Origin of the sequence: Acinetobacter calcoaceticus, assembly GCF_900520355.1 — a bacterium.
In the GTDB taxonomy this organism is placed as follows: domain Bacteria; phylum Pseudomonadota; class Gammaproteobacteria; order Pseudomonadales; family Moraxellaceae; genus Acinetobacter; species Acinetobacter calcoaceticus_C.
The window spans coordinates 104,311-125,488 of sequence record NZ_LS999521.1 but is presented as its reverse complement, the minus strand read 5'-3'; the positions used below and the strand labels follow the sequence as shown (position 1 = coordinate 125,488).

The following is a 21,178-nucleotide window of genomic DNA, read 5'->3' as shown; positions in this document are numbered from 1 at the left end:
TATATTTTGATTAATTCTAAAACAATAAAAAAAGCCCAACACAATGTTGGGCTTTTTTTAATCTATTTAAACTCTTTTTTTAGCGGTCTTAAACACTGGATAGAAGCGGAACAATTGCCATAAACAGACTAGTAATAGCAAAATAAAATAGACCAATGACCAAACTGGTAAAGATTGGCCTAAGAAGGCCCAGTCAATTGCTGCACACTCACCTGAACCCGACAAGACTTCTTGTAAAACTGTTTTCATTGGTAAGGCATCAACTAAATAGTTTAAGCCTGGACCACAGCTTGGTACTTGATCTGGGGGTAAATGTTGTAGCCAGACATGACGTCCTGCCACACTTACTGACCATAAAATCGCGATGCCAGCCAAAAATGCATAAAAGCGTTTAACCGCGTTAGAAACTGGGTTATGCAAAAATGCAATCAGTGCTATAAGGCCCATTGCCATTAAGCCAACACGTTGAAAAATACAGAGCGGACATGGCTCTAAACCTTTTACATGTTCCAGATACAACGCAAAAGACATGCCGACAATACTTGCTAAAACAAGTAGTCCACTCACCAAACGGTAACTTAATCGCATGTAAAACCTCGTTTTATTATCGATATTGTTCAAGATATTGATCAAAACTGATCTGAGTATCGTGCTCAAGTTGTTCTTGCTGCTGTAAAGATTGTGCAGCCAACTGTTCAAAATGTTTCAAAGTGCCCACACTAAGCTCATGCTGTTCATAACTTTCAGCATGTAATTGCGCCATGTGACTACCAAAACTCCAAGTTCCACCATGCTTTAGCGTATCGTCGATGACATGGGCAGATAAAGTTTCATCAACTTCATCAATTCGCGCTTGCATAACTGCCAATGCTGAACTGTATAAGTCTGTTGCATAAGTCTGATCGAGTAATTCTGCACAATCTTGCATTTGAGCAATATGCAAACGTGCCCAATCTTCGATGTGATAAGACCCATTTGAATCTGTAATGGTTGCGTTCGGCGCACGACCTCGGTTTACCACTTCCGTCTGGTTCTTTTCAATCAAGTCTTGCTCAGGGCCTAACAACTCTGGGCTGTCACTTAGCAAACAATAAAGTGCTAACACTTCAAGGAAGCCTGCCGTTATTTCATCAACACCAATTGCCGAGTATGGGTTTACATCAACAGCACGTAGCTCAACATATCCCACCCCTCGATTTTTTAAGGCTTGAGACGGCGTTTCACCTGCTTGAGGCACCTGTTTTGGACGGACTAGACTGTAATATTCATTCTCGATCTGCAAAACATGGTCATTAATTTGCAACGGCTCACCAGCGGCATCATTTAACCCTAAACGACTAAATGGTGGGTAAGGAGAATGAACGGCTTTTTGTAAACCATCCAGATAGCCAGTCAAATTGTTGTAATGAATACCTAAGCTTTTTTGAGCAGAGTTTTGATAGCCCAAGCGTCCCATACGTAAAGCTGTAGCATACGGCAAATAGTATGAACCTTTGATTAAAGGCAACAACTGATGTTTATGTCCGGTTAAAAAACAGCGGCATACTGTTGGGCTCGCTCCCACTAAAAACATAACCAGTGGTGTTAAGCGGATAAAATTACGAATGAGGCCAAAATAACGATGGCTGCGATAATCCTGCAAACTTAATGATTTTAATTGTTCATCTGTTTCTTGTGCCTGCAATTCAGCAAAAAGCGTATCAGGAAAAGATAAGTTGTAATGCACACCTGAAATCGTCTGCATACGACGACCATATCGAATTCCCAAACCACGACGATATAGTGTTTTAAAGCGACCAATATTAGAAGTGCCGTATTGCGCTAGACGAATCCGTTCTTCATTGTCGTCTAACATACATGGCATAGACAGCGGCCAGAGTTTTTCACCATTTTCTAGATGACGATGCACAATCGCATGGATATCAGTGAGCTCATGCAAAGCTTCACCAATGGTTGGCTTTGGAGAAGTAATAAACTCCATCAATGCTTCTGAATAATCAGTCGTAATTTGCGGATGTGTTAAAGCCGAACCTAATGCTTTTGGATGTAACTCTTGCGATAAGAACCCATTACTTTGCATACGTAGGCTTTCACGCTCTATTCCACGTAACATGCCTTGTAGTAGCGACGAATCCACCCAAGCAGGAATAACTGATTGAGATGGTGTAGTGGGTTGACTCATGCATTTGCTCGCTTATTAAAGATCACTATATACAAAATCGTGAGATGATACGGCTATTTATATACTCACATCATTCCAGTTTGGCAATTTTTATCACAATCTTGTTATTTAAGACACGAAAGAATTGTGATTTTATTGAAGAATAATTGCTAAAGAGTTGTCAATATCATGAACGATCAAGACATTTTAAACTTCTGGTTTTCACCTGAACACCGTTCACTTTGGTTTGCAAAAAGTGATGATTTTGACAAAAAAATTCGTGAAAATTTTTCTGACGTTCATCGACAGGCAACTCAAGCAGAACTCTGGTCTTGGAGAAAAACGGCTGAAGGCCGTCTGGCAGAGATTATTGTACTAGACCAGTTTTCTCGCAACATTTATCGTGATCAGCCCCAATCTTTTGCCTATGACAGCTTAGCCTTAGCGTTGGCACAAGAAGCTATTAGTTTGCAATTGGACGCACAGCTTAATCCAGAGCAACGCTCTTTTTTATATATGCCGTTTATGCATAGTGAATCAAAACTGATTCATGAGTTTGCCTTGAAACTATTTCAACGCCTCGGCAATGAAATTAACTTAAGCTTTGAGAAAAAGCATAAAGTGATTATAGATCGCTTTGGACGTTATCCTCATCGCAATACGATTCTTGGACGTGTCTCCACTCCAGAGGAAACCGAATTTTTATTAGAACCCAACAGTAGTTTTTAAAACTTCTTAATTTTTAACGCTGAGTCATCTATTTTTAATGCTCAGCTGGGAGTTCATCATGAAATATCTCTCTCTTTGTTTAGCTTTAGGCACTGCCTTAACTTTAACTGCCTGTGCGACAACGCCAAGTAAACCACGAACCTTTGACCAGCTCGGACAATTCTCGGCCTATCCTCTCAATGCACAAACTTTTCGGATCAGCTTTCAAGCAGACCCAAACATGAGTTATGGCGCAGCCGAAGAAATTACCTTGGTGAAATCAGCACAAACGACGGTACAAAAAGGTTTCCGCTTTTTTAAAGTGCAAAATGACCCAAGTAATCAAAGTCAGAAACCACCACGTCAGGCTGTGGTCTATCCATCTGCCCCAAGCTTTTACCCATATGGTTACGGTCGTCGCTACCCTGGTTTCTGGCATGATCCGTTCTATGATTACCCACAAGTGGTCAATATCGACCCTGTTCAAGTGTCGTATACTATTGAATGTTATCGGGATCAAAAGCAGGCTCCTCAGGACGCTTTTGATGCGACATTGATCTTGAAATCAATCGGACAAAAATATGGATTGAGTCCGACAGGAGAGCTGTTGCCCCCGCCTGAGCCGCCAGTAAAACAAAAATGAATAGGATAAATTTATGAACATGGCAGAAGAAGTTCACCACGTGCCCAGTCTTAAACGTAGCAAATATTTTGCCACTCTAGCGCTTATCATCGTGATTGTGCTGTGGGTTGCGCTGATGGTGGTCGATCGCTTTCTGCCAGAATACACAGAATTTATTCATATTTTGATGCTAGGAGCAGAAGCTGGTGTAGTTGGTGGATTAGCTGACTGGTATGCCATTACAGTTCTGTTTCGGAACCCCTTTGGTAAATTACCCATTCCTAAATTTCTACGCGATCACACCGAAATTATTCCACGTAATAAAGCGCGTATTGCAGAGTCAATGGGCCGTTTTGTACAGGAAAATTTTCTTTCGCCTCAAGTGGTAGAACGAAGCTTAGAAAAAACTGACTTAAGCCTCGCAATTGGTCAATGGTTGGCAAGTCCACAAAACAATACACAAGTGGTGCAGCTTATTCAGCAAACTGTGCCGAAAATTTTTGAGTTTGTCAGCCAAGAGCAAATTGCAAATTTTGTGCAAAACAATAGTGTGCAATGGGTACGTAATACACAAGTTAACAAACTTGCGAGTGAAATGTTACGCGCCGTGCTGGAAAATGACTTTCACCAAGACGTTTTACAACGCGGACTCGATATCGCTCATGAGTGGGTGGTACAAAATCCAGATAAAACCCGTGAATTAACCCGAAAAATGTTTAAAGCACTTGGTGTCTGGTCACTTGCAAAAGGTGCAAGCTGGATTGGTATTGATGTTCAGCAACGAACAATCGATTCACTGGTTGAAAAAGTAGAATCGATGCTAGCAGACCATGAACACCCATGGCGCCAAGAAATTGAAACGGTAGCGCATGCTCTCATGCTTGAGCTGGCAAAACCGGACAGTGCTGCCAGTCAACGCCTCAACAGCGGGAAAGATGCCCTTTTAGATAGTCCACAAGTCTTGAATTTTATTAGTGGTGCAGTGACCATTTTGTGTGATGCCATTAAAGAAGATTTAATGAAAAAAGACTCTGGTATCGCAATGAACCTTCAGGCCGCTATTCAACAGTTGGGTGAAAATCTCGTTCAGAATGCAAAAGTCCGCGAAGTTTTAAATCATGAAATGACAGGTCTTGCGATGAATTTTACGGACCAATATAGTCACAAAATCATCCGCTATGTCAGTGAACGCATTCATGAATGGGACTCACGTGAAATGATCGGGAAAATTGAAAACGAAGTCGGTGGCGACTTGCATATGATCCGTGTGAACGGCGTTGTAGTCGGGGCATTTATCGGCTTAACACTAGGCGTAATACGGGCGGTTATCGAATCAATTTTATAACTTTAAATATTTTTAATAAGAGAACAATATGCTACAGCTTCAGTCAAAATTGGCCACGCAAGGCGTTACTATTTTCAGTACCATGACGGCAATGGCACAGCGACTAGGTGCACTCAACCTGTCGCAGGGCTTTCCAGATTTTCCAGCACCGCCTGCCCTGCTGGAAGCTTTAGCTCAGGCAACTTTAGCTGGACATAACCAATATCCACCTGGTGATGGTATTCTCGCTTTACGTGAACAGCTTGCTTTACAATTTCAGCAACGCGACCAACTTCAACTTGATCCTGTAACGCAAATTACCATTACTCCTGGCGCAACCATTGCAATTTTTTGTGCAATACAAGCATGCATCAATGCGGGCGATGAAGTCATTATTTTTGACCCAAGTTATGACAGCTATGGCCCTTCTGTTCAGTTAGCAGGTGGTAAAGCGATTCATATTGCGCTTGAAGCTCCAGACTTTAAGGTGAACTGGCAACACGTTAAAGATTTGATTAATGACAAAACTCGTATGATTGTGGTGAATACTCCCCATAATCCGACAGGGACAATCTGGGATAAACAAGACTGGTTAGAACTTATTGAACTGATTCAAGATAAAAACATTGTGATTTTATCCGATGAAGTCTATGAACATTTAGTTTTTGATGGACAACAACACTTTAGTGCATTGCATTTTCCAGAGCTCAGAGAGCGTAGTCTTGTGATTGGTTCTTTTGGAAAAACCTTTCATGTGACGGGTTGGAAAACAGGTTATTGCGTCGCCTCACCTGAGTTAATGCGGTTATTCCGTCAAATTTATCAATATGCGAACTTCTGTGGCACTACACCTTGTCAGATTGCTCTAGCGCAATATATGGAGCAACATCCAGAACATATTCAAGAGCTTTCGCAGTTTTACCAGACTAAACGAGATCGTTTTAATCAGGCGATCCATAATAGTCGTTTCTTGCTTAAGCCTTCTCAAGGCACTTATTTTCAAAATCTCGATTACAGCCAAATTCGGCCTGACCTGAACGATGTTGAAATGTGCCAGTTTCTAGCCGAACAACACAAAATTGTGGCTATTCCTGTTTCAGTTTTCTATCAGCACGCGCCAGAGTCCTTACGCCTAATTCGTTTCTGCTTTGCTAAAAATGATGAGACTCTGCAAAAAGCTGGAGAAATTTTGAATCAATGTTAATAAATTTAGTCACTTAGCATAGTAAAAACACTACAAGCCATTTGCTCCAACTATGCTAAGTTGGATATCTGCCCCGCTCATCAAAGAGATGGGCGATGGAGAACACATGCCACCAAGACAGTCATTAATTCATCAGCAAAATCTATGGAAAACATTTTTTGTTTTCTTGTTGCCGCTGATCGCAACCAATATTTTGCAGAACTTGTCGGGAACCATTAACACCATCTTCGTTGGCCAAATGATGGGAGTAGATGCAATTGCAGCAGTTTCTGTATATTTCCCTATTTTATTCTTGCTCCTCGCTTTTATTATCGGGATTTCAACGGGTACGACTGTTTTAGTAGGGCAAGCATGGGGCGCGCAAAATATAGAGAAAGTCCAAAGTGTGGTCGGTTCTACCCTGTTTATGACACTGATTGGTGGGGTAATTACCGCGATTATCGGTGTGTTTTTTGCCCATGATATTTTAGAGTTATTAGGCACAGATCCAAAGGTCATGCACCTCGCTTTGCCTTATGTTCAATGGATGCTAGCGGGCAGCCCGCTTCTGTTTGTTTATATTATTTACACTTCAATTTTACGTGGTGTAGGTGACAGTACCACGCCTTTGCTGGCTCTTGCCTTAACCAGTATCATCGGCGTAATTATTACACCAATCCTACTTAAAGGTTATTTTGGCTTCCCTGCTCTAGGGATTATTGCACCTGCCATAGCATCAATTATTAGTTATATCGCAATATTAATTTTTCTTGCGATTTATCTGAACAAGAAAAAGCATCCGCTTAGACCGAATCGTCAGCTTCTGCAACATATCCGTCATAATTCAGAACTGAGTAAAATCATTTTACGCTTAGGTGTTCCAACCGGCATTCAAATGATTACCACCTCTATGGCAGGCTTAGTTATTGTTGGTTTGGTCAACCACTATGGATCTCATGCTACAGCAGCCTATGGCGCAGTAAATCAGGTACTCAATTACATTCAGTTCCCTGCTATCTCTATTTCAATTGCAGCTTCAATTTTTGCAGCACAGGCAATTGGCGCGGGTAAACCTGATTTGTTATCTCGTGTGACCCGTACTGCCTTAGGCATGAACTTTTTATTTACGGGTGCTTTAATCGTACTGGGCTATCTATTTTCAAAATACCTCATGGCTCTGTTCATTACCGACCCAACTGTCGTGGTATTAGGCCAACAACTTTTATTTATTGTGCTTTGGGCAATTTTATTTTTTGGTGCAGGTGCCATTTTTGCATCAATCATGCGTGCAAGTGGCACTGTGACTGTCCCGATGCTCATTAATATTTCTGCTATTTTATTTATTGAAATTCCATGTGCTTATTGGTTTAGCTCAATGTGGGGACTTAAAGGTATCTGGTTTGCCTACGCCTTGGCATTTGTCAGTTTATGTATTATTCAAGGACTGTACTACCAATTTATCTGGAAGAAAAAGAAGATTAAAGTTCTTATTTAGAACCAATCAATTCTTATAAAAAAAGCCATCAATTGATGGCTTTTTTTAATTTAAAATTACTTCATCCATTTGGTCACAATGGTAGAAGCGCGTTGATATCCAGTTGGGAATAAGCGCTGGAATACATCAAGAAGTTTTGCATCACTACCGATGAGTAAACGGCGTTTATTTTTCAATACCGCTTCTAAAATCTGACGTGCTGCCTCTTCGGGTGGAGTACGCAGTAACTTGTCAAAATTTTGAATCGATTTAGCAGGGTCCATACCTAAAGTACTCAGGCTATCACTCATTTTTGCAGCCTTAGCAATGTTGGTCCGAATTCCCCCTGGGTGCACACACAAAGAACTTACACCACTTTTTTCAATATCTAACTCTTGGCGGAGTGATTCGGTAAAACCACGCACCGCAAATTTAGTTGCGTTATAGCCAGATTGTGTCGGTTGAGCAGTTAAACCAAACAAGCTTGAGATATTAATAATATGGCCATCTTGAGTTTGCTTAATAAACGGCAAGAATTCTTTAGTTCCGTAAACCACGCCCCAGAAGTTAATTCCAACGATCCACTCTAAATCTTCGTAAGTTGCACCTTCAACAGTTGAGCCTAAAGCCACCCCAGCATTGTTAAAAATCAGGTTAACACAACCATGATCTTGCACAGTTTCTTGAGCCCACTGCTTTACTGATTCACGATCAGAAACATCAAGCTTTTTTATGCTAACGGTAATATCGTTGTACGGCTTTAAAAGCTCGACAGTTTTTTGTAGCCCTTGTTCATTAATATCACTCAACGAAAGATGGCAGCCCTGTTGTGCCAAAAGAATTGCGAGTTGTTGCCCAATGCCAGAACCTGCGCCCGTAATTGCAGCGACTTTGTTTTTAAAATTTTTCATTGTCCATCCTTTGTTTTTCGATATTTGCACAACCGGTTCATTGCATGTGCAATTCAGACATCTTCAATATAATTTTGACAATATCCATTGTCAATATAGTACACTGTAATTTCAGATAGAATGGCACAATTCTGCTGAGAGCTTTATCATAGTGAGCATATTTGGTAAAAACTGATAAATTAGGAAGCCCTTCTTTAGGATACGTTTTATTTATGGCGACAAACGACTCAACCAGTAAAAAGAAAACCAAAAGTGTGAGTAAAGAACGTCAGTTCAAAGGGTTATCTCTTTCAGAACGTAAAGAGGCACGCCGAGAAAAATTGATTGAAGCCGGTATTGCCACCTATGGAACACTTGGTTTTTTTTCAGTTACTGTCAAAGATGTCTGCCAAGAGGCAAAACTGACTGAACGTTATTTTTATGAATCATTTAAAAAAAGTGAGGATTTATTCCAAACGATTTTTTTAAAAATGATTGAAGAATTGCAGCAAAACTTAATGCAAGCCGTAATTAAAGCGACACCAGATCCAGAAAAAATGGTAGATGCTGGTTTACGAGCACTGCTGACTACATTAAAAAATGACCCACGGTTAGCCCGCATTGTCTATGTTGACGCAGTTTTGGTACAAGAATTACATAATCAGGCAACCATTCAAGAAACACTTGCACAGTTTGATCGCATGATTCAGGCTTTTGTCATGCTCACCATGCCACAAATCCAACACAACGAAAATGAGCTCTCTTTAATCGCCACTGGCTTAAATGGATATGTCACTCAAATTGCAATTCGATGGGTCATGGGAGGGTTTGAGCAGTCTCTTGAACAGGTTTTAACCGCATGCCGCATTGTATTCTTATCTTTATTGGCCAAGGTTTCAAAATAATATGAAAGTTTTTTGACACTCTAAAATGTGCAAAACTATTTAAGCTTTTAAGGCATTAACTTATTGAATGTTTTTAATAATATTTAATCTTTCATGTCATCATATGGTCACATCTTTGCCTTACTTTTGTCACAAATTATTGCTAATTTTAATTTTATAGACTTTTCTGCAATGAAATTGTCATAATTAATCTTTGTAATAAGCCTGTCATAACTACAAAACGGTTCACCGTTAAATCTATAGGATATTGCGCTGTGAAAGATGACTATATTTTAATTGTCGATGATGAGCTTCCTATTCGCGAAATGATCCATACATCTTTGGACATGGCAGGCTTTCAGTGTTTACAGGCGGAAGATGCCAAACAAGCTCATCAAATTATCGTCGACCAACGTCCGGCGCTTATCTTGCTCGATTGGATGTTACCTGGAGGCGTAAGTGGTGTCGATTTATGTCGCCGCTTAAAACGAGATGAGAACTTAGCAGAAATTCCAGTAATTATGCTCACCGCTCGCGGAGAAGAAGACCATAAAGTACAAGGTCTTGACGCTGGCGCAGATGATTACATGACGAAGCCTTTCTCAACACGTGAACTGGTTTCACGTATTAAAGCAGTCTTACGTCGTGCAAATGCATTAAGTGGCGAAAAAATGATTGACGCCAATGGTTTAATTCTTGATCCTGTAAGCCAACGCGTAAGCTTCGGCAACAGTATTTTAGAAATGGGTCCAACTGAATATCGCTTACTTGCGTTTTTTATGACCCATCCAGAGCGAGCATATACACGTGCCCAGTTGCTCGATCAGGTATGGGGCGGTAATGTATATATCGAAGATCGAACTATCGATGTGCACATCCGTCGTTTGCGTAAAGTTTTAGAACCTTTTGGTGTTGACCGATTTGTTCAGACAGTGCGCGGAACTGGCTACCGCTTCTCAACACGTGCAGATTTAGCCGCAGGTTAACCAAGATTTATGTATGAACCCTACCCCGTCCCTGAACAGGTACGTGAACAAAAGCTTTCCCGTTACAGTAGTTTATGGACGTTTGCCAAACAAGATTTACGGCTTTTATTATTTTTTCTAATTATTGCCGGTTTAGTCGGTTTAGGCCTTGGGTATTTCTGGAGCTGTATTTTTATCGCTTTTGTGGGTTTTTTTACACTCCAGTTGCGTTCTTTATATCTGGTCAATGACTGGATTGCAAATAAGCCTTATGACGTACCTCCAAATCTTAATGGGATTTGGGGGGCATTATTGTTTAATGTTTACCGTGCTCAGCGTCAGGAACGAATTGTTCAGGCCGAAATGGTCGGTTTAATTGACCGAGCTCAATCCTCGTTAGTTGCACTTGCTGAAGCGGTTGTTCTGATTGATGACCAACATCAAATTGAATGGTGGAACCCTGCTGCTGAACGCTTATTAGGCATTAGTCCTCTTGATCGTGGCCGAAATTTATTAACGATTTTACGCCAGCCTAGTTTTATTGAATATTTTAACAATATTGACCAGGCCCCCGACGGTATCAAACTCCATTCCAACTTTGATGATGACCGATATGTACAGGTTAAGCTCACACGATTTGGTGGAGAAAGTCGTTTACTGGTGGCTTATGACGTTACGCGTATGCACAACCTTGAACAGATGCGTAAAGACTTTGTAGATAATATTTCGCATGAACTTCGTACGCCATTAACCGTACTCAGCGGTTATATCGAGACTTTTACCGATCAGGAAGATATTAGTCCACGCTGGAAACGTGCATTTGACCAGATGCAGTCACAAACCAAGCGCATGAATGCTTTAGTGAATGATTTACTGCTGTTATCGAATTTAGAAAATAATAAGAAAATTGCAAAAAATCAGATTATTGAAATGCCGAGTTTAATGAATCAACTCTTTGATGATGCTCAGGCCTACAATGCCGATTATGGCCATACGCTGAATTTACATATTGATAGCCATTGTGACCTGATTGGTTCTGACATGGAAATCGCCAGTGCGTTTAGTAACTTAATTACTAACGCCATCAAATACACCCCAAAAGGCGGAACCATTACGATTGGCTGGCATGACGACGGTGAACATGCTTACTTTAGTGTACAAGACACAGGCATTGGAATTAATCCAAAACATTTACCACGCCTGACTGAACGCTTCTATCGCGTAGACAGTGACCGTAGTCGCCAAACAGGTGGTACAGGTTTAGGTTTAGCGATTGTAAAACACGTATTGATGCAGCATGGCGCTTATTTAGATGTGCAATCTAAAGAAAATGAAGGTTCCACTTTTACAGCAGTTTTCCCTAAAGAAAGACTCTATAACATGACCTAAAATCCCCCCTTCAAATATAAAAGCCGACTCATGAAAAGTCGGCTTTTTTGTAGCATTTAAAACCATTTACCTAGAAGTCGAGCAATACGAATTACTTTGATTTTTCTCTATTACATTTAAAAAGTTAGTGGCAAAAGTATTACTCTGACGCAATGCATCACGATGATCTCCGCCATCAATCGTTTGATAGATGGCTGGTTTTTTTAATTTACATAACTGCTGGTAATAGGCAGATGTCCCTCTAGGATCAACTAAATGATCTTTAGAACCCTGAACAATCATTAATGGTACGGTAGGCACCATATTTTCAATGGACTGTTGTTTTAGATAAGCCAAGAGAGGTTTTAAATCAGCGTTAGGTCGAAATATGCTAGAAGGAGATTTCTTTAAATCAGATTGAAGTTCAGATAAACAGCGGCTGCGCGCTTGAGTGAGCACCGCGTTCATTTCTGGACTGACTAAATTTTCAGGAACAATACTTGGCTCTGCTGCTTGTGCTCCTAATAGCACAATCGGGAAGAAAGCAGCCACGCTAGGTTCTGGGTTTGGATGACTCTGCACATATTCTGCAATACCTTCATATTGATAGCCACCTGGTGCAAGGGCTATCGCGCCTTTCAAATCGAGTTCGGGCGCATCTTTTTGACCATAGGCAGATACTGCAATTGCCGCAGCCCCGCCTTGACTGTGTCCCATTACTAACCACTGTTTATTAAAACTTTTGGGCTTAAGCAAATGTAATGCACGCACTGCATCAACCATCGTATGCAGTTGGCTCTTTGCATTCATATAGGGATGCGCGCCTAATGTACCTAAACCTTGATAATCAGGTGCAACAACTGCGTAGCCACGTGCAAGCCAACCATCTAAAGCTTTGGAAGCAACTTCTTGATATGAATGAACTGGCCCATCAACATAATCACCAGAAGGCGCGCAGGTATCAGCAACTCCAGTCGTGCCATGTGCCCAAGCAAGTATCGGCCAGCCTTTTTTTGGTGGTGTTCCTTTCGGTAATAAAATAAAAGCCGATGCAACAATAGGTTCGCCCTGAATACCTCGACTACGATAATTTACCAACAAGCGCTGATCTGCATGAGGAAATAAATCCGTCACATCTTGCTGTTCTAGAGACAATATTGAACCCGGTTTTTCGCTCACAATTTGCTTATTCAAATCTGTAATTGGAGCAGCCATAGCAGATCCAGACACCAAACAAGCACTGCTAAATAAAATTTTAAAAAGAAAATTACTTTTTCTAATCAAGGGATTACTCCTCTATTATTTACACTATATATTTTTAAATAATCAATTTATAAAATATAAACTACCATAAAATAAACCACATTCATATTCAACTCAAAATAAATTACATTTACATATAACTATTTAAAATTTAATTAAAATATATTTTAAAAAATACATTACAAATATCTTTGCAAAAATTAAACCCATTTAAATAATAAAAAATATATGCTGATATTTTCTTAATTACTATAGCGATTAAAATGTCAAAACAATATAAATTTATACAGTACCTGCTTTACCTTACTCTCAGTTCTCTACCAATCTATAGTTTTGCAGACATACAAGTATATGGTCCTGGTGGGCCAGCACCTGCAATGAAAGAAGCAGCTAAGCAATTCACCAGTAAAACTGGAATAGCAGTCAACGTGACATCTGGTCCTACTTCTCAATGGTCTGACCAAGCTAAATTAGATGCCGATGTTATATATAGTGGTTCCGAGGCCATGATGTCTGATTTCGAAAATGCTTTTTCTGAACAAATTATAAAAGACTCGGTCGAACCTTTATATTTACGTCCCTCAGCCATTTTAGTGCGCAAAGGAAACCCTAAAAAGATTAAAGGATTTAAAGACCTAGCTAAACCCAACATTAAAGTTTTAGTTACGCATGGTGCAGGTCAAGTCGGTATGTGGGAGGATATTGCTGGTAGAACGGGAAATATTCAATTAACCAAATCCTTTCGAAAAAATATTGCAATGTATGCAGCAAATACAGGTATTGCTAAGAAAAACTGGGAAGAAAATAGTAGCTACGATGCTTGGGTAGTCTTTAATATTTGGGGAGTGAGTAACCCTAACATTGGGCAAATTATACCTATCGAACCAGAGCTGGTTGTCTATCGCGATACAGGTGTAGCATTAACAAAACATAGTCTAAAAGATGCTGAAGCTAAACGTTTTGTAGAGTTTTTATCATCTCGGCAAGGCAATACTATTTTCAAAAAATATGGTTGGACTAAATAGTTAAAAAAGGGAGCCTAGCTCCCTTTTTATTTTTTAAAATGATTAATTCTACTTAACTTAAAATATATTCATTTCAAATTAAATATACGCCTGCGGCATATAAAGTACCCAGTATTAAACAAAAGGCTGAACTGACATACCAAAATAAATCACTATTTCCGACAAATTTTGACTTTAACAATGGAAAAGCAAAACCACGGATCAGAAATATAACTGCGACAAGCGACAAAATAAGTTTGGTAAAAGGTAATATCTGTATTCCCTTTGCTGCAAGGAAGGCATAAATAGAACATACAGTCAGGATTAAACCGACAGCTATAGCTGTAAAATTAGGATACCAATGCCCTCTTTCGACCATTTGGACAATACTTTTTCCAGCTCCTAAAAACCGAAAACCATTTGCCCCCCAGAACACACAAACAAAATGAAGTAATGCTGCACAGAATGTTAATAATGCAGCAATATAAAGTAGACCGTTCGGAAGTGAGTGCATTAGATTTTATACTAATAAATATGTGCGATATTTATTATACTCAATTATAAAATATTTAAAACTTATTAATAGTTGAAATGAATTTAACTTGGTATTTAATATTTTAAATACCAAGCTTAGTTCACTTAATTATTTACTCTCAAACTCTTTAAAATCAGCTTTTCGGATTTTTGCATGAATACCTTTTGTTTTATCTACAACTTGTGAAACTTCAAAATCAGTTGCGGCACTTAAATACGCATACGCTATTGCTTCATCAATGCCGTATTCTTGGTTTAAGAAACGAATAGCTTCTCGTGTAGATTTTTTCATTGCTTCATCCAGATCTTCATCAAGTCCCGGCGTAATCCAAAACTCAGCATTTTCAGCTAAAGGTTGTGTTAACTCTTTACCCGGTATTTTATCTTTACCCGCCTTGAGCAAGGTAAATTTTAGCGTCGCACGTGCTGAAGCTTCTAATGCAGTTAATGCTACTTCACCATCCCCTTGCGCGAAATGACTATCACCCGTATAAAATAACGCGCCTTTGACCTGAACAGGATAATAGGCTGTTGAACCTGCACCTAGTTCATTAATATCAATATTTCCGCCATACATTGCAGGTGGTACAGAATGAACAGGTTCAGAAGTATTTGCTGCTACGCCCATAATTCCCATAAAAGGATACAGTGGAAAACGTATTGATTTACCCGATTCTGTTTTTAATACACCTTCGTATTCACCTTTAGCATTTTTTTCAATTGGTGTGAAAATCGATACATTTCCATAACGTTCAGGATGCTCAGCTGATGCATTTTCTTGCTTTTCTTTTTTAGGAAATTCTCCGACTAAAGCACCCTTACCATGCCGATTTGAAATAACACCATAAGGAACACGTGGCTCAACTTTAAGTACTTCAACCTTCAAAATATCACCGGGCTGTGCACCTTCAATTGCAACAGGGCCAGTCACAATATGTGGTCCATCTTTATGAAAATCATGCTTTAAATTTGACTGTGTAATTGTTTTTGCATCTTCCAATATTTCATTAGAATTTACGCCCTTCGATTTAAAGAACTTTTCAGCATTACGTCCTTGGTCTTCAAGCAAACCTTCATGAGAAACCGTATCAAATGTCACAACACTACCTGATGGAACAGTAAGTACGGGTTTGGCATCCCGATTCGGTAAATAGCCCCATGTAATGGTATTTAAAGTAGATGGAACGTAATAATTGCCTTTATATTCGCCAGTTTGAAGTTGAGTAGGCTGTTTTGAAATTTGATTTAAAACTTTAAAATCATTGGCATGGCTGAGTGAAATACAAAGTACAGATAAAACCGAAGCTGTCAGGCGTTTAACTTTTAACATGATTTTAGAACCTAAAAAATATGAAAATTACAGTAAGGTCCTGAATAGTTAGCAAGCAGTGTGCCAAAGCTGTATTTGTGTAGTATGTAAAAAAAGTTATTCGCTGTTCTAAAAGTTAAATAATTTTTTATATTTAATAACTTATCTTTAAATAAATTAAAAATTAAGACTTAAGTCTAACTTGAATATTTATTTCTCTTTTTATTTATAAAATTTTAATTATATTAATATTTTTACTCACTTTAACCACATATGAATGGCCTACTTCATATAATGTACTAATTTAGATCACTTAATAATAATTATATTTCTATATAATATAATTCCAAACAACATAGTATATTGTGTTTTTATATAGTTTAAATCAAAAAAATAAACCCTGAATAATTAAACTCAGGGTTTACTTGTTTTATAAGGCTTATATAACTTACTAAACTGTATGCCCCATACGCTCGCCCATCACAACAACAGACTCAGCTTTAAAACGTTGTTCCCACTCGATCTTATCTTTTTCAAATAAAATAACGGCAGTAGAACCTAAATAAAAACGTCCAAGCTCGGCACCTTTTTCCAGCTTCAAATGATGATGCTGTAATTCGATACGACCTGAAGGTTTCACTTTACCTGTCGCTACAGTTTCAATACCAGCAACAATCATTGCACCTACTAAAACAACAGCCATACGGCCAAGTTCCGTATCAAATAAACACACCATGCGTTCATTACGAGCAAATAGTCCCGGTACATTTTCAGCAGTCACCTGATTTACTGAAAATAGCTCACCCGGTACATATAACGTTTCAGTTAATGTACCTGCAAATGGCATGTGAACACGGTGGTAATCACGTGGAGATAAATAGACTGTCGCGAACTCACCGTCTTGAAACGGTTGAGCAAGTTGTGGGTCACCAATTAATTTCTCTACAGAGAAGCTTTGACCTTTTGCTTGAAATACTTCACCCGCAGTAATTTTACCAATCTGAGAAATTGCACCATCGGCAGGTGATACAATACTGTCTGTATTTTCGTCAACCAGACGTACACCTTCTTTCAAAGCACGAGTAAAAAATTCATTAAAAGATTTATATTTCAGTGCATTGCCTTGTTCAGCAATCGACAAATCAATCCCATATTTGGTTTTAAATGCATGAATAACAGCAGTTTTCACAACTGGATTTTCGCTCGCAGCAACTTTACCTACCACACGGCTCAATTGATGCTGTGGTACAAGGTTTTGCGCCTTAATAAATAATTCTTTTTTTAATCGAGATGTGAAACTCACGACGGTGATTCTCCAGTAATAATAGGACTATCGAGGCGATTGCCCCATTCACTCCACGCACCATCATAGGCTTTTGCTTCCCAGCCCAAGAGCCTAGCCAAAATATAGGCTAAACCGGAACGGTGATGTGACTGGCAGTACACAACTACAGGCTGTTTTAAATCAAACCCCAGTTGTTCAAGGCGCTGCCGCGTGCGTTCAAGCGGATGCAATTTTAGATGATTTTGACGATTAAGTGCAGTACTCCATTCAAAATGGAGGGCATTTGGAATGTGACCGCCGCGTCGCGCTGCTAAACGGACACCACTATATTCATCACTTGTCCGGCAATCCCACAATTGAACATTTTCTTGTTCGACTTGTTTTCGTAGTTCTTCGTAGTTCACTCGAAACTGAGCAGCATGCGATAAATCAATTTGGATTAAATCATCAACTCTCGGAAGTTTTTCAATTTCGGTTGTAGTTGGCAGTCCAGCCCCTAACCACGCATGAATACCGCCATTAATTAAACTGGTGCGGGTAAATCCTAAGCAATGCAAATTCCAGATTAAACGTCCAGCCCATGCTCCACCTTCGTCATCATAGACCACCACATGATGATTTGGCGAAATATTCAATTTTTCAATAAGCGCTTGTAAACCAGCTTCATCTGGCAAAATGCCAGTGGCTTCTTCTTGTTGAGCCACTAACCATTTAGGCTTTAAGTGAATTGCGTGCGGGATATGGAGTTGCTCATAAACAGAAGCACGGCTCAAATCTACAATGCGAATATATTCATTGCCTAAATAAGGTACCAATTCTTCTGCTTCTATTAATAAATCGAGTTTAAAATCAGGGAGTGTCATTGTCATGGTTTCTTTTTATACCAGCTTAATTTCATATTAGCATAAGCATATATCTATCAAACTCTGATTTTCTGCAACTCTTTAGCAGAAAATCAGATATCAGCATTCTTACTTTTAAAAATATAAAGTAGCGAGCCCACTTTTTACTTAAACGACTTCTTCAAGTTCTTCAATTTCAAAAACCTGACGTAAATAAGCCAAGAAAGTATCGTTATCAGTCATGGTTTTACCGGGACTATCTGAAATTTTCGCAACAGACTGTCCATTGCACTCAACCAGTTTCAACACAATATTGAGTGGTTTTTGTCCCATGTCATTGGTCAAATTAGTCCCAATACCGAAACTTACCTGAAAACGATCTTTGAAATATTGGTGCAATTCCCATGCTTTTGGCAAATTAAGACCGTCGCTAAAAGTTAGCATTTTAGTTTTGGTGTCAATTTTTAATTTACGATAATGCGCATAGGCCTTATCGCCCCATTCATAGGGATCACCACTGTCATGACGTAAGCCGTCAAATAGTTTGGCGAAATACAGATCAAAATCTCTTAGAAAAGCATCCATGCCCACAACATCGGTTAGGGCAATTCCTAAATCGCCACGGTACTCTTGTACCCACGTTTCTAAAGCAGCTTTCTGGAAATCACGCAGACGGACATCAAGCGCCTGAAAAGCCTGTAAAAACTCATGGGCCATGGTTCCAATTGGCGTAATGTTTAGCTCTTTAGCAAGCAGGACATTACTTGTACCACGGAATACATTTGGCACCGTTTTATGAAAGGCTGCCACAACATGCTTTTGCCAAACGAAGCTATAACGGCGACGTGTACCAAAATCAGAGACTAAAAATGGCGGGTCATTCGGTTTTTGAGTTTTTTCATATTGCTGAATCAATTCAAGCTTTGCTTGTAAACGGCGTTCCCCCTCAGCCCATACATCGTCGGTTTTAATACGGCTAAAATAAAGTTCATTTACAATTGCCAATACAAAAATTTCAAACATCATGGCTTGGACCATTGGACCTTCAATATGAATATCTAATCGGCCTTTGGCATCAATACTGGCTTTAATAAAGCGTCGTTTCAGTTGGAATAATTCTAAATAATCAACAAAGTCACTTTTAATAAAGCGTAATTTACGCAAATATTGAAGCTCGTCTTCTTTATATTTGAGATTACATAAATGGTCGAGTTGCTCGTTTAAGTCATCCAAAATATCTACTAGTGGATAGACAGTATCTTCTAAATTTCTACAGCGGAAATGATAGACACTATGGGTTTGCGGAAATTTATGCAAAACCACTTGTAACATCGTAAATTTGTACAAGTCTGTATCTAGTAAAGAATGGATAATTGGAGACATAGTCAATGATTATTCGCTTGCTTCTTAGCATTAAAGCATATTTTTATAAATGAATTGCGGGCTTTTAGACCATTGTTGCAATTCCATGAAATTTCCTTTTAAAAATCATTTAATTTAAATTCTGCTAAACTAAACCAATTCAATTAATTGCAGAAATTTGCTTTAACTATGCGTGCTTTAATACAACGAGTTCTTGAAGCCAAAGTGGTGGTTGACGGTGAGACGACTGGTGAAATCCAACATGGACTACTGGTTTTTTTAGGTATCGGCCGAGATGACACTTTAGCAATTGGCCAAAAGCTTATTGATAAGATTTTGAAATATCGTATCTTTGATGACGAACAGGGCAAAATGGGCTGGAATGTCTCTCAAGCAAATGGTGGAATCCTGCTTGTTTCACAATTTACTCTGATGGCCCAAACTCAAAAAGGTTTACGTCCAGATTTTGGTCCAGCCATGTCACCAGCGGATGCCAAAGCGTTATATGAACAGCTGGTTGAATATACACATTCACAATTTGAAAAAGTTCAAACCGGTATTTTTGCAGCTGATATGAAAGTACATTTAATTAACGATGGTCCAGTTACGTTTAATTTGGAAGTCGAAGCTTAGATATAAAAAAACTCCCGAACGGGAGTTTTTTTATATCTGGCGATTAACGACCAGTTTTCTCTTTAATAAAAGCACGTGCCTGACGTACTTTATCTTTAACTGGTTTTGGCAACTTAGGTGGAATGAGTCTAGCCACTTGGTTAAACCAAACAAGTAGGCTGAAGTCGCCTTCCATTTTAATACTGCCGTTTTGCATACCCGTCATAAATGCTGTTGGGTCACCTTTAATCAAAGTTTTTACGCCCTGTTCGCTATCTGCAAACTGCAAGATAAAATCAGCTTTTTCAGGTGCGCCTGCAACAGTGTCAATCTGTCCATTATTAATAATGATCTGACGTGCAACACCTAAATCCGTACCGATCTGAATACGAAATGCGCGGTCATGAATCAATTCAATAAACTTAGGGCTAGTACGTGCCAATTGCTTCATACGCAGCACTAAACCTGCTACCAATAAATCTAACGGGTCTGTACTGACATCAACGAGAGGTAATTTGACTACAGGTATAGAAGAAAGTTTCATGAACATTCACGCCTATTGTATTTTTATGAAAACTGTAGAGCAAAACTTAGCAAGGACATACCATTGCGTGTGTTTTGTGCATCAACTGATAATTTTTAGCTGGCAACGCAATCTAGATGAAACGTCAACAGACCCATCTATCCTAGCATAACTGGCTATTTTTTAATAAATGCTTTGTATAATAAAAATCACGTTTCGTAAATAAAAGAGGCATGCTATGCATACCTCTTTACCGTTAGATAACAATTTAATTATCGGCTAGAACATTGCTGCTGATCATCTTCATATACTGGCGTATGTTCTATATATTGGCGATTTGCCAAAGCCTTTTGTGCCTGTTTATCCTCACGTAACAAAATAAATGTAACTATTACCATCGCTAGACTTAGTGCAGTTAAATAACTATATGTGACTGGCATTTCAAAAGTGACTTGAACTCCAAAACGGACCACTTCCAATAGCCCCCAAAAGAACATCCCTGCAAGCATAAAACCAAGCCAACGACGGTAAGGAGAAAAGAAAACAGCAACAAGCGCGACAGCGATCAAGCTGAATCCGGCGATAGCGGCAAAATTCGCTGTTACCATAGAAACCTCCGTCTTAATGAAAACGTCTAAAAACATTCGGTCTTAAAAACCCGACCTCATTCTAAAAACAACTTTAATTCATAATTTGTATTGAAGCTTAGGATGCATTATGGATGTTTTTTTTTAGAAAAAAAGACCCGTCTTTTCTTAATGCGACATACTTTGTCGCAACATTCTTTTGTCATTACATTTTTGTAAATTTCAAAAAGTTCGATTCCCTATATGGCATCAATTCTGGCGTGTCATTACAAAAAAAT

The 21,178-nt window shown here is 39.1% G+C and carries 21 protein-coding genes; 10 read left to right on the top strand and 11 right to left on the bottom strand.

Annotated features, from left to right (window positions below):
* Positions 1 to 66 precede the first annotated feature (66 nt).
* Complete coding sequence (locus tag AC2117_RS00580) at positions 67 to 588, bottom strand: disulfide bond formation protein B (RefSeq protein ID WP_133971179.1); 522 nt, start codon at positions 586 to 588, stop codon at positions 67 to 69.
* A gap of 16 nt (positions 589 to 604) precedes the next feature.
* A complete protein-coding gene (gene gshA, locus AC2117_RS00575) occupies positions 605 to 2,182 on the bottom strand; it encodes a glutamate--cysteine ligase (RefSeq protein WP_133971177.1) in 1,578 nt (525 codons plus the stop codon).
* Between the two features lie 168 nt (positions 2,183 to 2,350).
* Between gshA and AC2117_RS00570 the strand changes: the two genes are divergently transcribed.
* From AC2117_RS00570 to AC2117_RS00550, 5 genes are all read left to right on the top strand, one after another.
* Entirely contained in the window at positions 2,351 to 2,890 is a 540-nt protein-coding gene (locus AC2117_RS00570; protein ID WP_032054534.1) for a DUF924 family protein, read from the top strand.
* Positions 2,891 to 2,948: 58 nt separating this feature from the next.
* The gene (locus AC2117_RS00565; protein ID WP_004640061.1) at positions 2,949 to 3,512 is read left to right on the top strand and encodes a CC0125/CC1285 family lipoprotein; all 564 of its coding nucleotides are present in this window, start codon (positions 2,949 to 2,951) and stop codon (positions 3,510 to 3,512) included.
* 13 nt (positions 3,513 to 3,525) lie between these two features.
* On the top strand, positions 3,526 to 4,836 hold the full coding sequence (locus AC2117_RS00560; RefSeq protein ID WP_133971176.1) for a DUF445 domain-containing protein: 1,311 nt from the start codon (positions 3,526 to 3,528) through the stop codon (positions 4,834 to 4,836).
* Positions 4,837 to 4,864: 28 nt separating this feature from the next.
* Positions 4,865 to 6,019: a pyridoxal phosphate-dependent aminotransferase gene (locus tag AC2117_RS00555; RefSeq protein ID WP_133971174.1), complete on the top strand. Its 1,155-nt coding sequence runs from the start codon at positions 4,865 to 4,867 to the stop codon at positions 6,017 to 6,019.
* A gap of 106 nt (positions 6,020 to 6,125) precedes the next feature.
* Positions 6,126 to 7,493: an MATE family efflux transporter gene (locus tag AC2117_RS00550; RefSeq protein ID WP_197730960.1), complete on the top strand. Its 1,368-nt coding sequence runs from the start codon at positions 6,126 to 6,128 to the stop codon at positions 7,491 to 7,493.
* 56 nt (positions 7,494 to 7,549) lie between these two features.
* Here the strand turns inward: AC2117_RS00550 and AC2117_RS00545 are convergent, their stop codons facing one another.
* Positions 7,550 to 8,383: an SDR family NAD(P)-dependent oxidoreductase gene (locus tag AC2117_RS00545; RefSeq protein ID WP_133971172.1), complete on the bottom strand. Its 834-nt coding sequence runs from the start codon at positions 8,381 to 8,383 to the stop codon at positions 7,550 to 7,552.
* Positions 8,384 to 8,595: 212 nt separating this feature from the next.
* Between AC2117_RS00545 and AC2117_RS00540 the strand changes: the two genes are divergently transcribed.
* The 3 genes from AC2117_RS00540 to phoR all read left to right on the top strand — a co-directional run bounded on the left by AC2117_RS00540 (position 8,596) and on the right by phoR (position 11,600).
* The gene (locus AC2117_RS00540; protein WP_042895847.1) at positions 8,596 to 9,267 is read left to right on the top strand and encodes a TetR/AcrR family transcriptional regulator; all 672 of its coding nucleotides are present in this window, start codon (positions 8,596 to 8,598) and stop codon (positions 9,265 to 9,267) included.
* Positions 9,268 to 9,521: 254 nt separating this feature from the next.
* Entirely contained in the window at positions 9,522 to 10,232 is a 711-nt protein-coding gene (phoB, locus tag AC2117_RS00535; protein ID WP_042895848.1) for a phosphate regulon transcriptional regulator PhoB, read from the top strand.
* 9 nt (positions 10,233 to 10,241) lie between these two features.
* On the top strand, positions 10,242 to 11,600 hold the full coding sequence (gene phoR / locus AC2117_RS00530; RefSeq protein WP_042895849.1) for a phosphate regulon sensor histidine kinase PhoR: 1,359 nt from the start codon (positions 10,242 to 10,244) through the stop codon (positions 11,598 to 11,600).
* A gap of 66 nt (positions 11,601 to 11,666) precedes the next feature.
* Here phoR and AC2117_RS00525 read toward each other — a convergent pair whose 3' ends face one another.
* On the bottom strand, positions 11,667 to 12,863 hold the full coding sequence (locus AC2117_RS00525) for an alpha/beta fold hydrolase (RefSeq protein ID WP_227549216.1): 1,197 nt from the start codon (positions 12,861 to 12,863) through the stop codon (positions 11,667 to 11,669).
* A 242-nt stretch (positions 12,864 to 13,105) separates the two neighbouring features.
* On the opposite strand from AC2117_RS00525, the gene AC2117_RS00520 reads away from it, so the two are divergent.
* Complete coding sequence (locus AC2117_RS00520; RefSeq protein ID WP_133971167.1) at positions 13,106 to 13,867, top strand: AcfC family putative adhesin; 762 nt, start codon at positions 13,106 to 13,108, stop codon at positions 13,865 to 13,867.
* Between the two features lie 73 nt (positions 13,868 to 13,940).
* Here the strand turns inward: AC2117_RS00520 and AC2117_RS00515 are convergent, their stop codons facing one another.
* The 5 genes from AC2117_RS00515 to pncB all read right to left on the bottom strand — a co-directional run bounded on the left by AC2117_RS00515 (position 13,941) and on the right by pncB (position 19,199).
* The gene (locus AC2117_RS00515) at positions 13,941 to 14,360 is read right to left on the bottom strand and encodes a hypothetical protein (protein WP_133971165.1); all 420 of its coding nucleotides are present in this window, start codon (positions 14,358 to 14,360) and stop codon (positions 13,941 to 13,943) included.
* A gap of 129 nt (positions 14,361 to 14,489) precedes the next feature.
* Positions 14,490 to 15,710: an acetamidase/formamidase family protein gene (locus tag AC2117_RS00510; protein ID WP_133971163.1), complete on the bottom strand. Its 1,221-nt coding sequence runs from the start codon at positions 15,708 to 15,710 to the stop codon at positions 14,490 to 14,492.
* A 430-nt stretch (positions 15,711 to 16,140) separates the two neighbouring features.
* Positions 16,141 to 16,992: an archaetidylserine decarboxylase gene (gene asd, locus AC2117_RS00505; protein ID WP_133971161.1), complete on the bottom strand. Its 852-nt coding sequence runs from the start codon at positions 16,990 to 16,992 to the stop codon at positions 16,141 to 16,143.
* Entirely contained in the window at positions 16,989 to 17,837 is an 849-nt protein-coding gene (locus AC2117_RS00500) for a sulfurtransferase (RefSeq protein ID WP_133971159.1), read from the bottom strand. Before AC2117_RS00500 ends, asd begins: the two co-directional genes overlap by 4 nt.
* Before the next feature lie 147 nt (positions 17,838 to 17,984).
* Positions 17,985 to 19,199, bottom strand: coding sequence for a nicotinate phosphoribosyltransferase (gene pncB / locus AC2117_RS00495; RefSeq protein ID WP_133971157.1), 1,215 nt, complete (start codon positions 19,197 to 19,199; stop codon positions 17,985 to 17,987).
* Between the two features lie 168 nt (positions 19,200 to 19,367).
* Here pncB and dtd point away from each other — a divergent pair, with 168 nt between their 5' ends.
* Entirely contained in the window at positions 19,368 to 19,811 is a 444-nt protein-coding gene (gene dtd / locus AC2117_RS00490; RefSeq protein ID WP_133971155.1) for a D-aminoacyl-tRNA deacylase, read from the top strand.
* A gap of 43 nt (positions 19,812 to 19,854) precedes the next feature.
* Here the strand turns inward: dtd and AC2117_RS00485 are convergent, their stop codons facing one another.
* Both AC2117_RS00485 and aciT read right to left on the bottom strand, forming a co-directional pair.
* A complete protein-coding gene (locus tag AC2117_RS00485; protein ID WP_003654185.1) occupies positions 19,855 to 20,334 on the bottom strand; it encodes a hypothetical protein in 480 nt (159 codons plus the stop codon).
* Between the two features lie 251 nt (positions 20,335 to 20,585).
* Positions 20,586 to 20,921: a ciprofloxacin tolerance protein AciT gene (gene aciT, locus AC2117_RS00480; RefSeq protein WP_042896020.1), complete on the bottom strand. Its 336-nt coding sequence runs from the start codon at positions 20,919 to 20,921 to the stop codon at positions 20,586 to 20,588.
* Between the last annotated feature and the right edge of the window lie 257 nt (positions 20,922 to 21,178).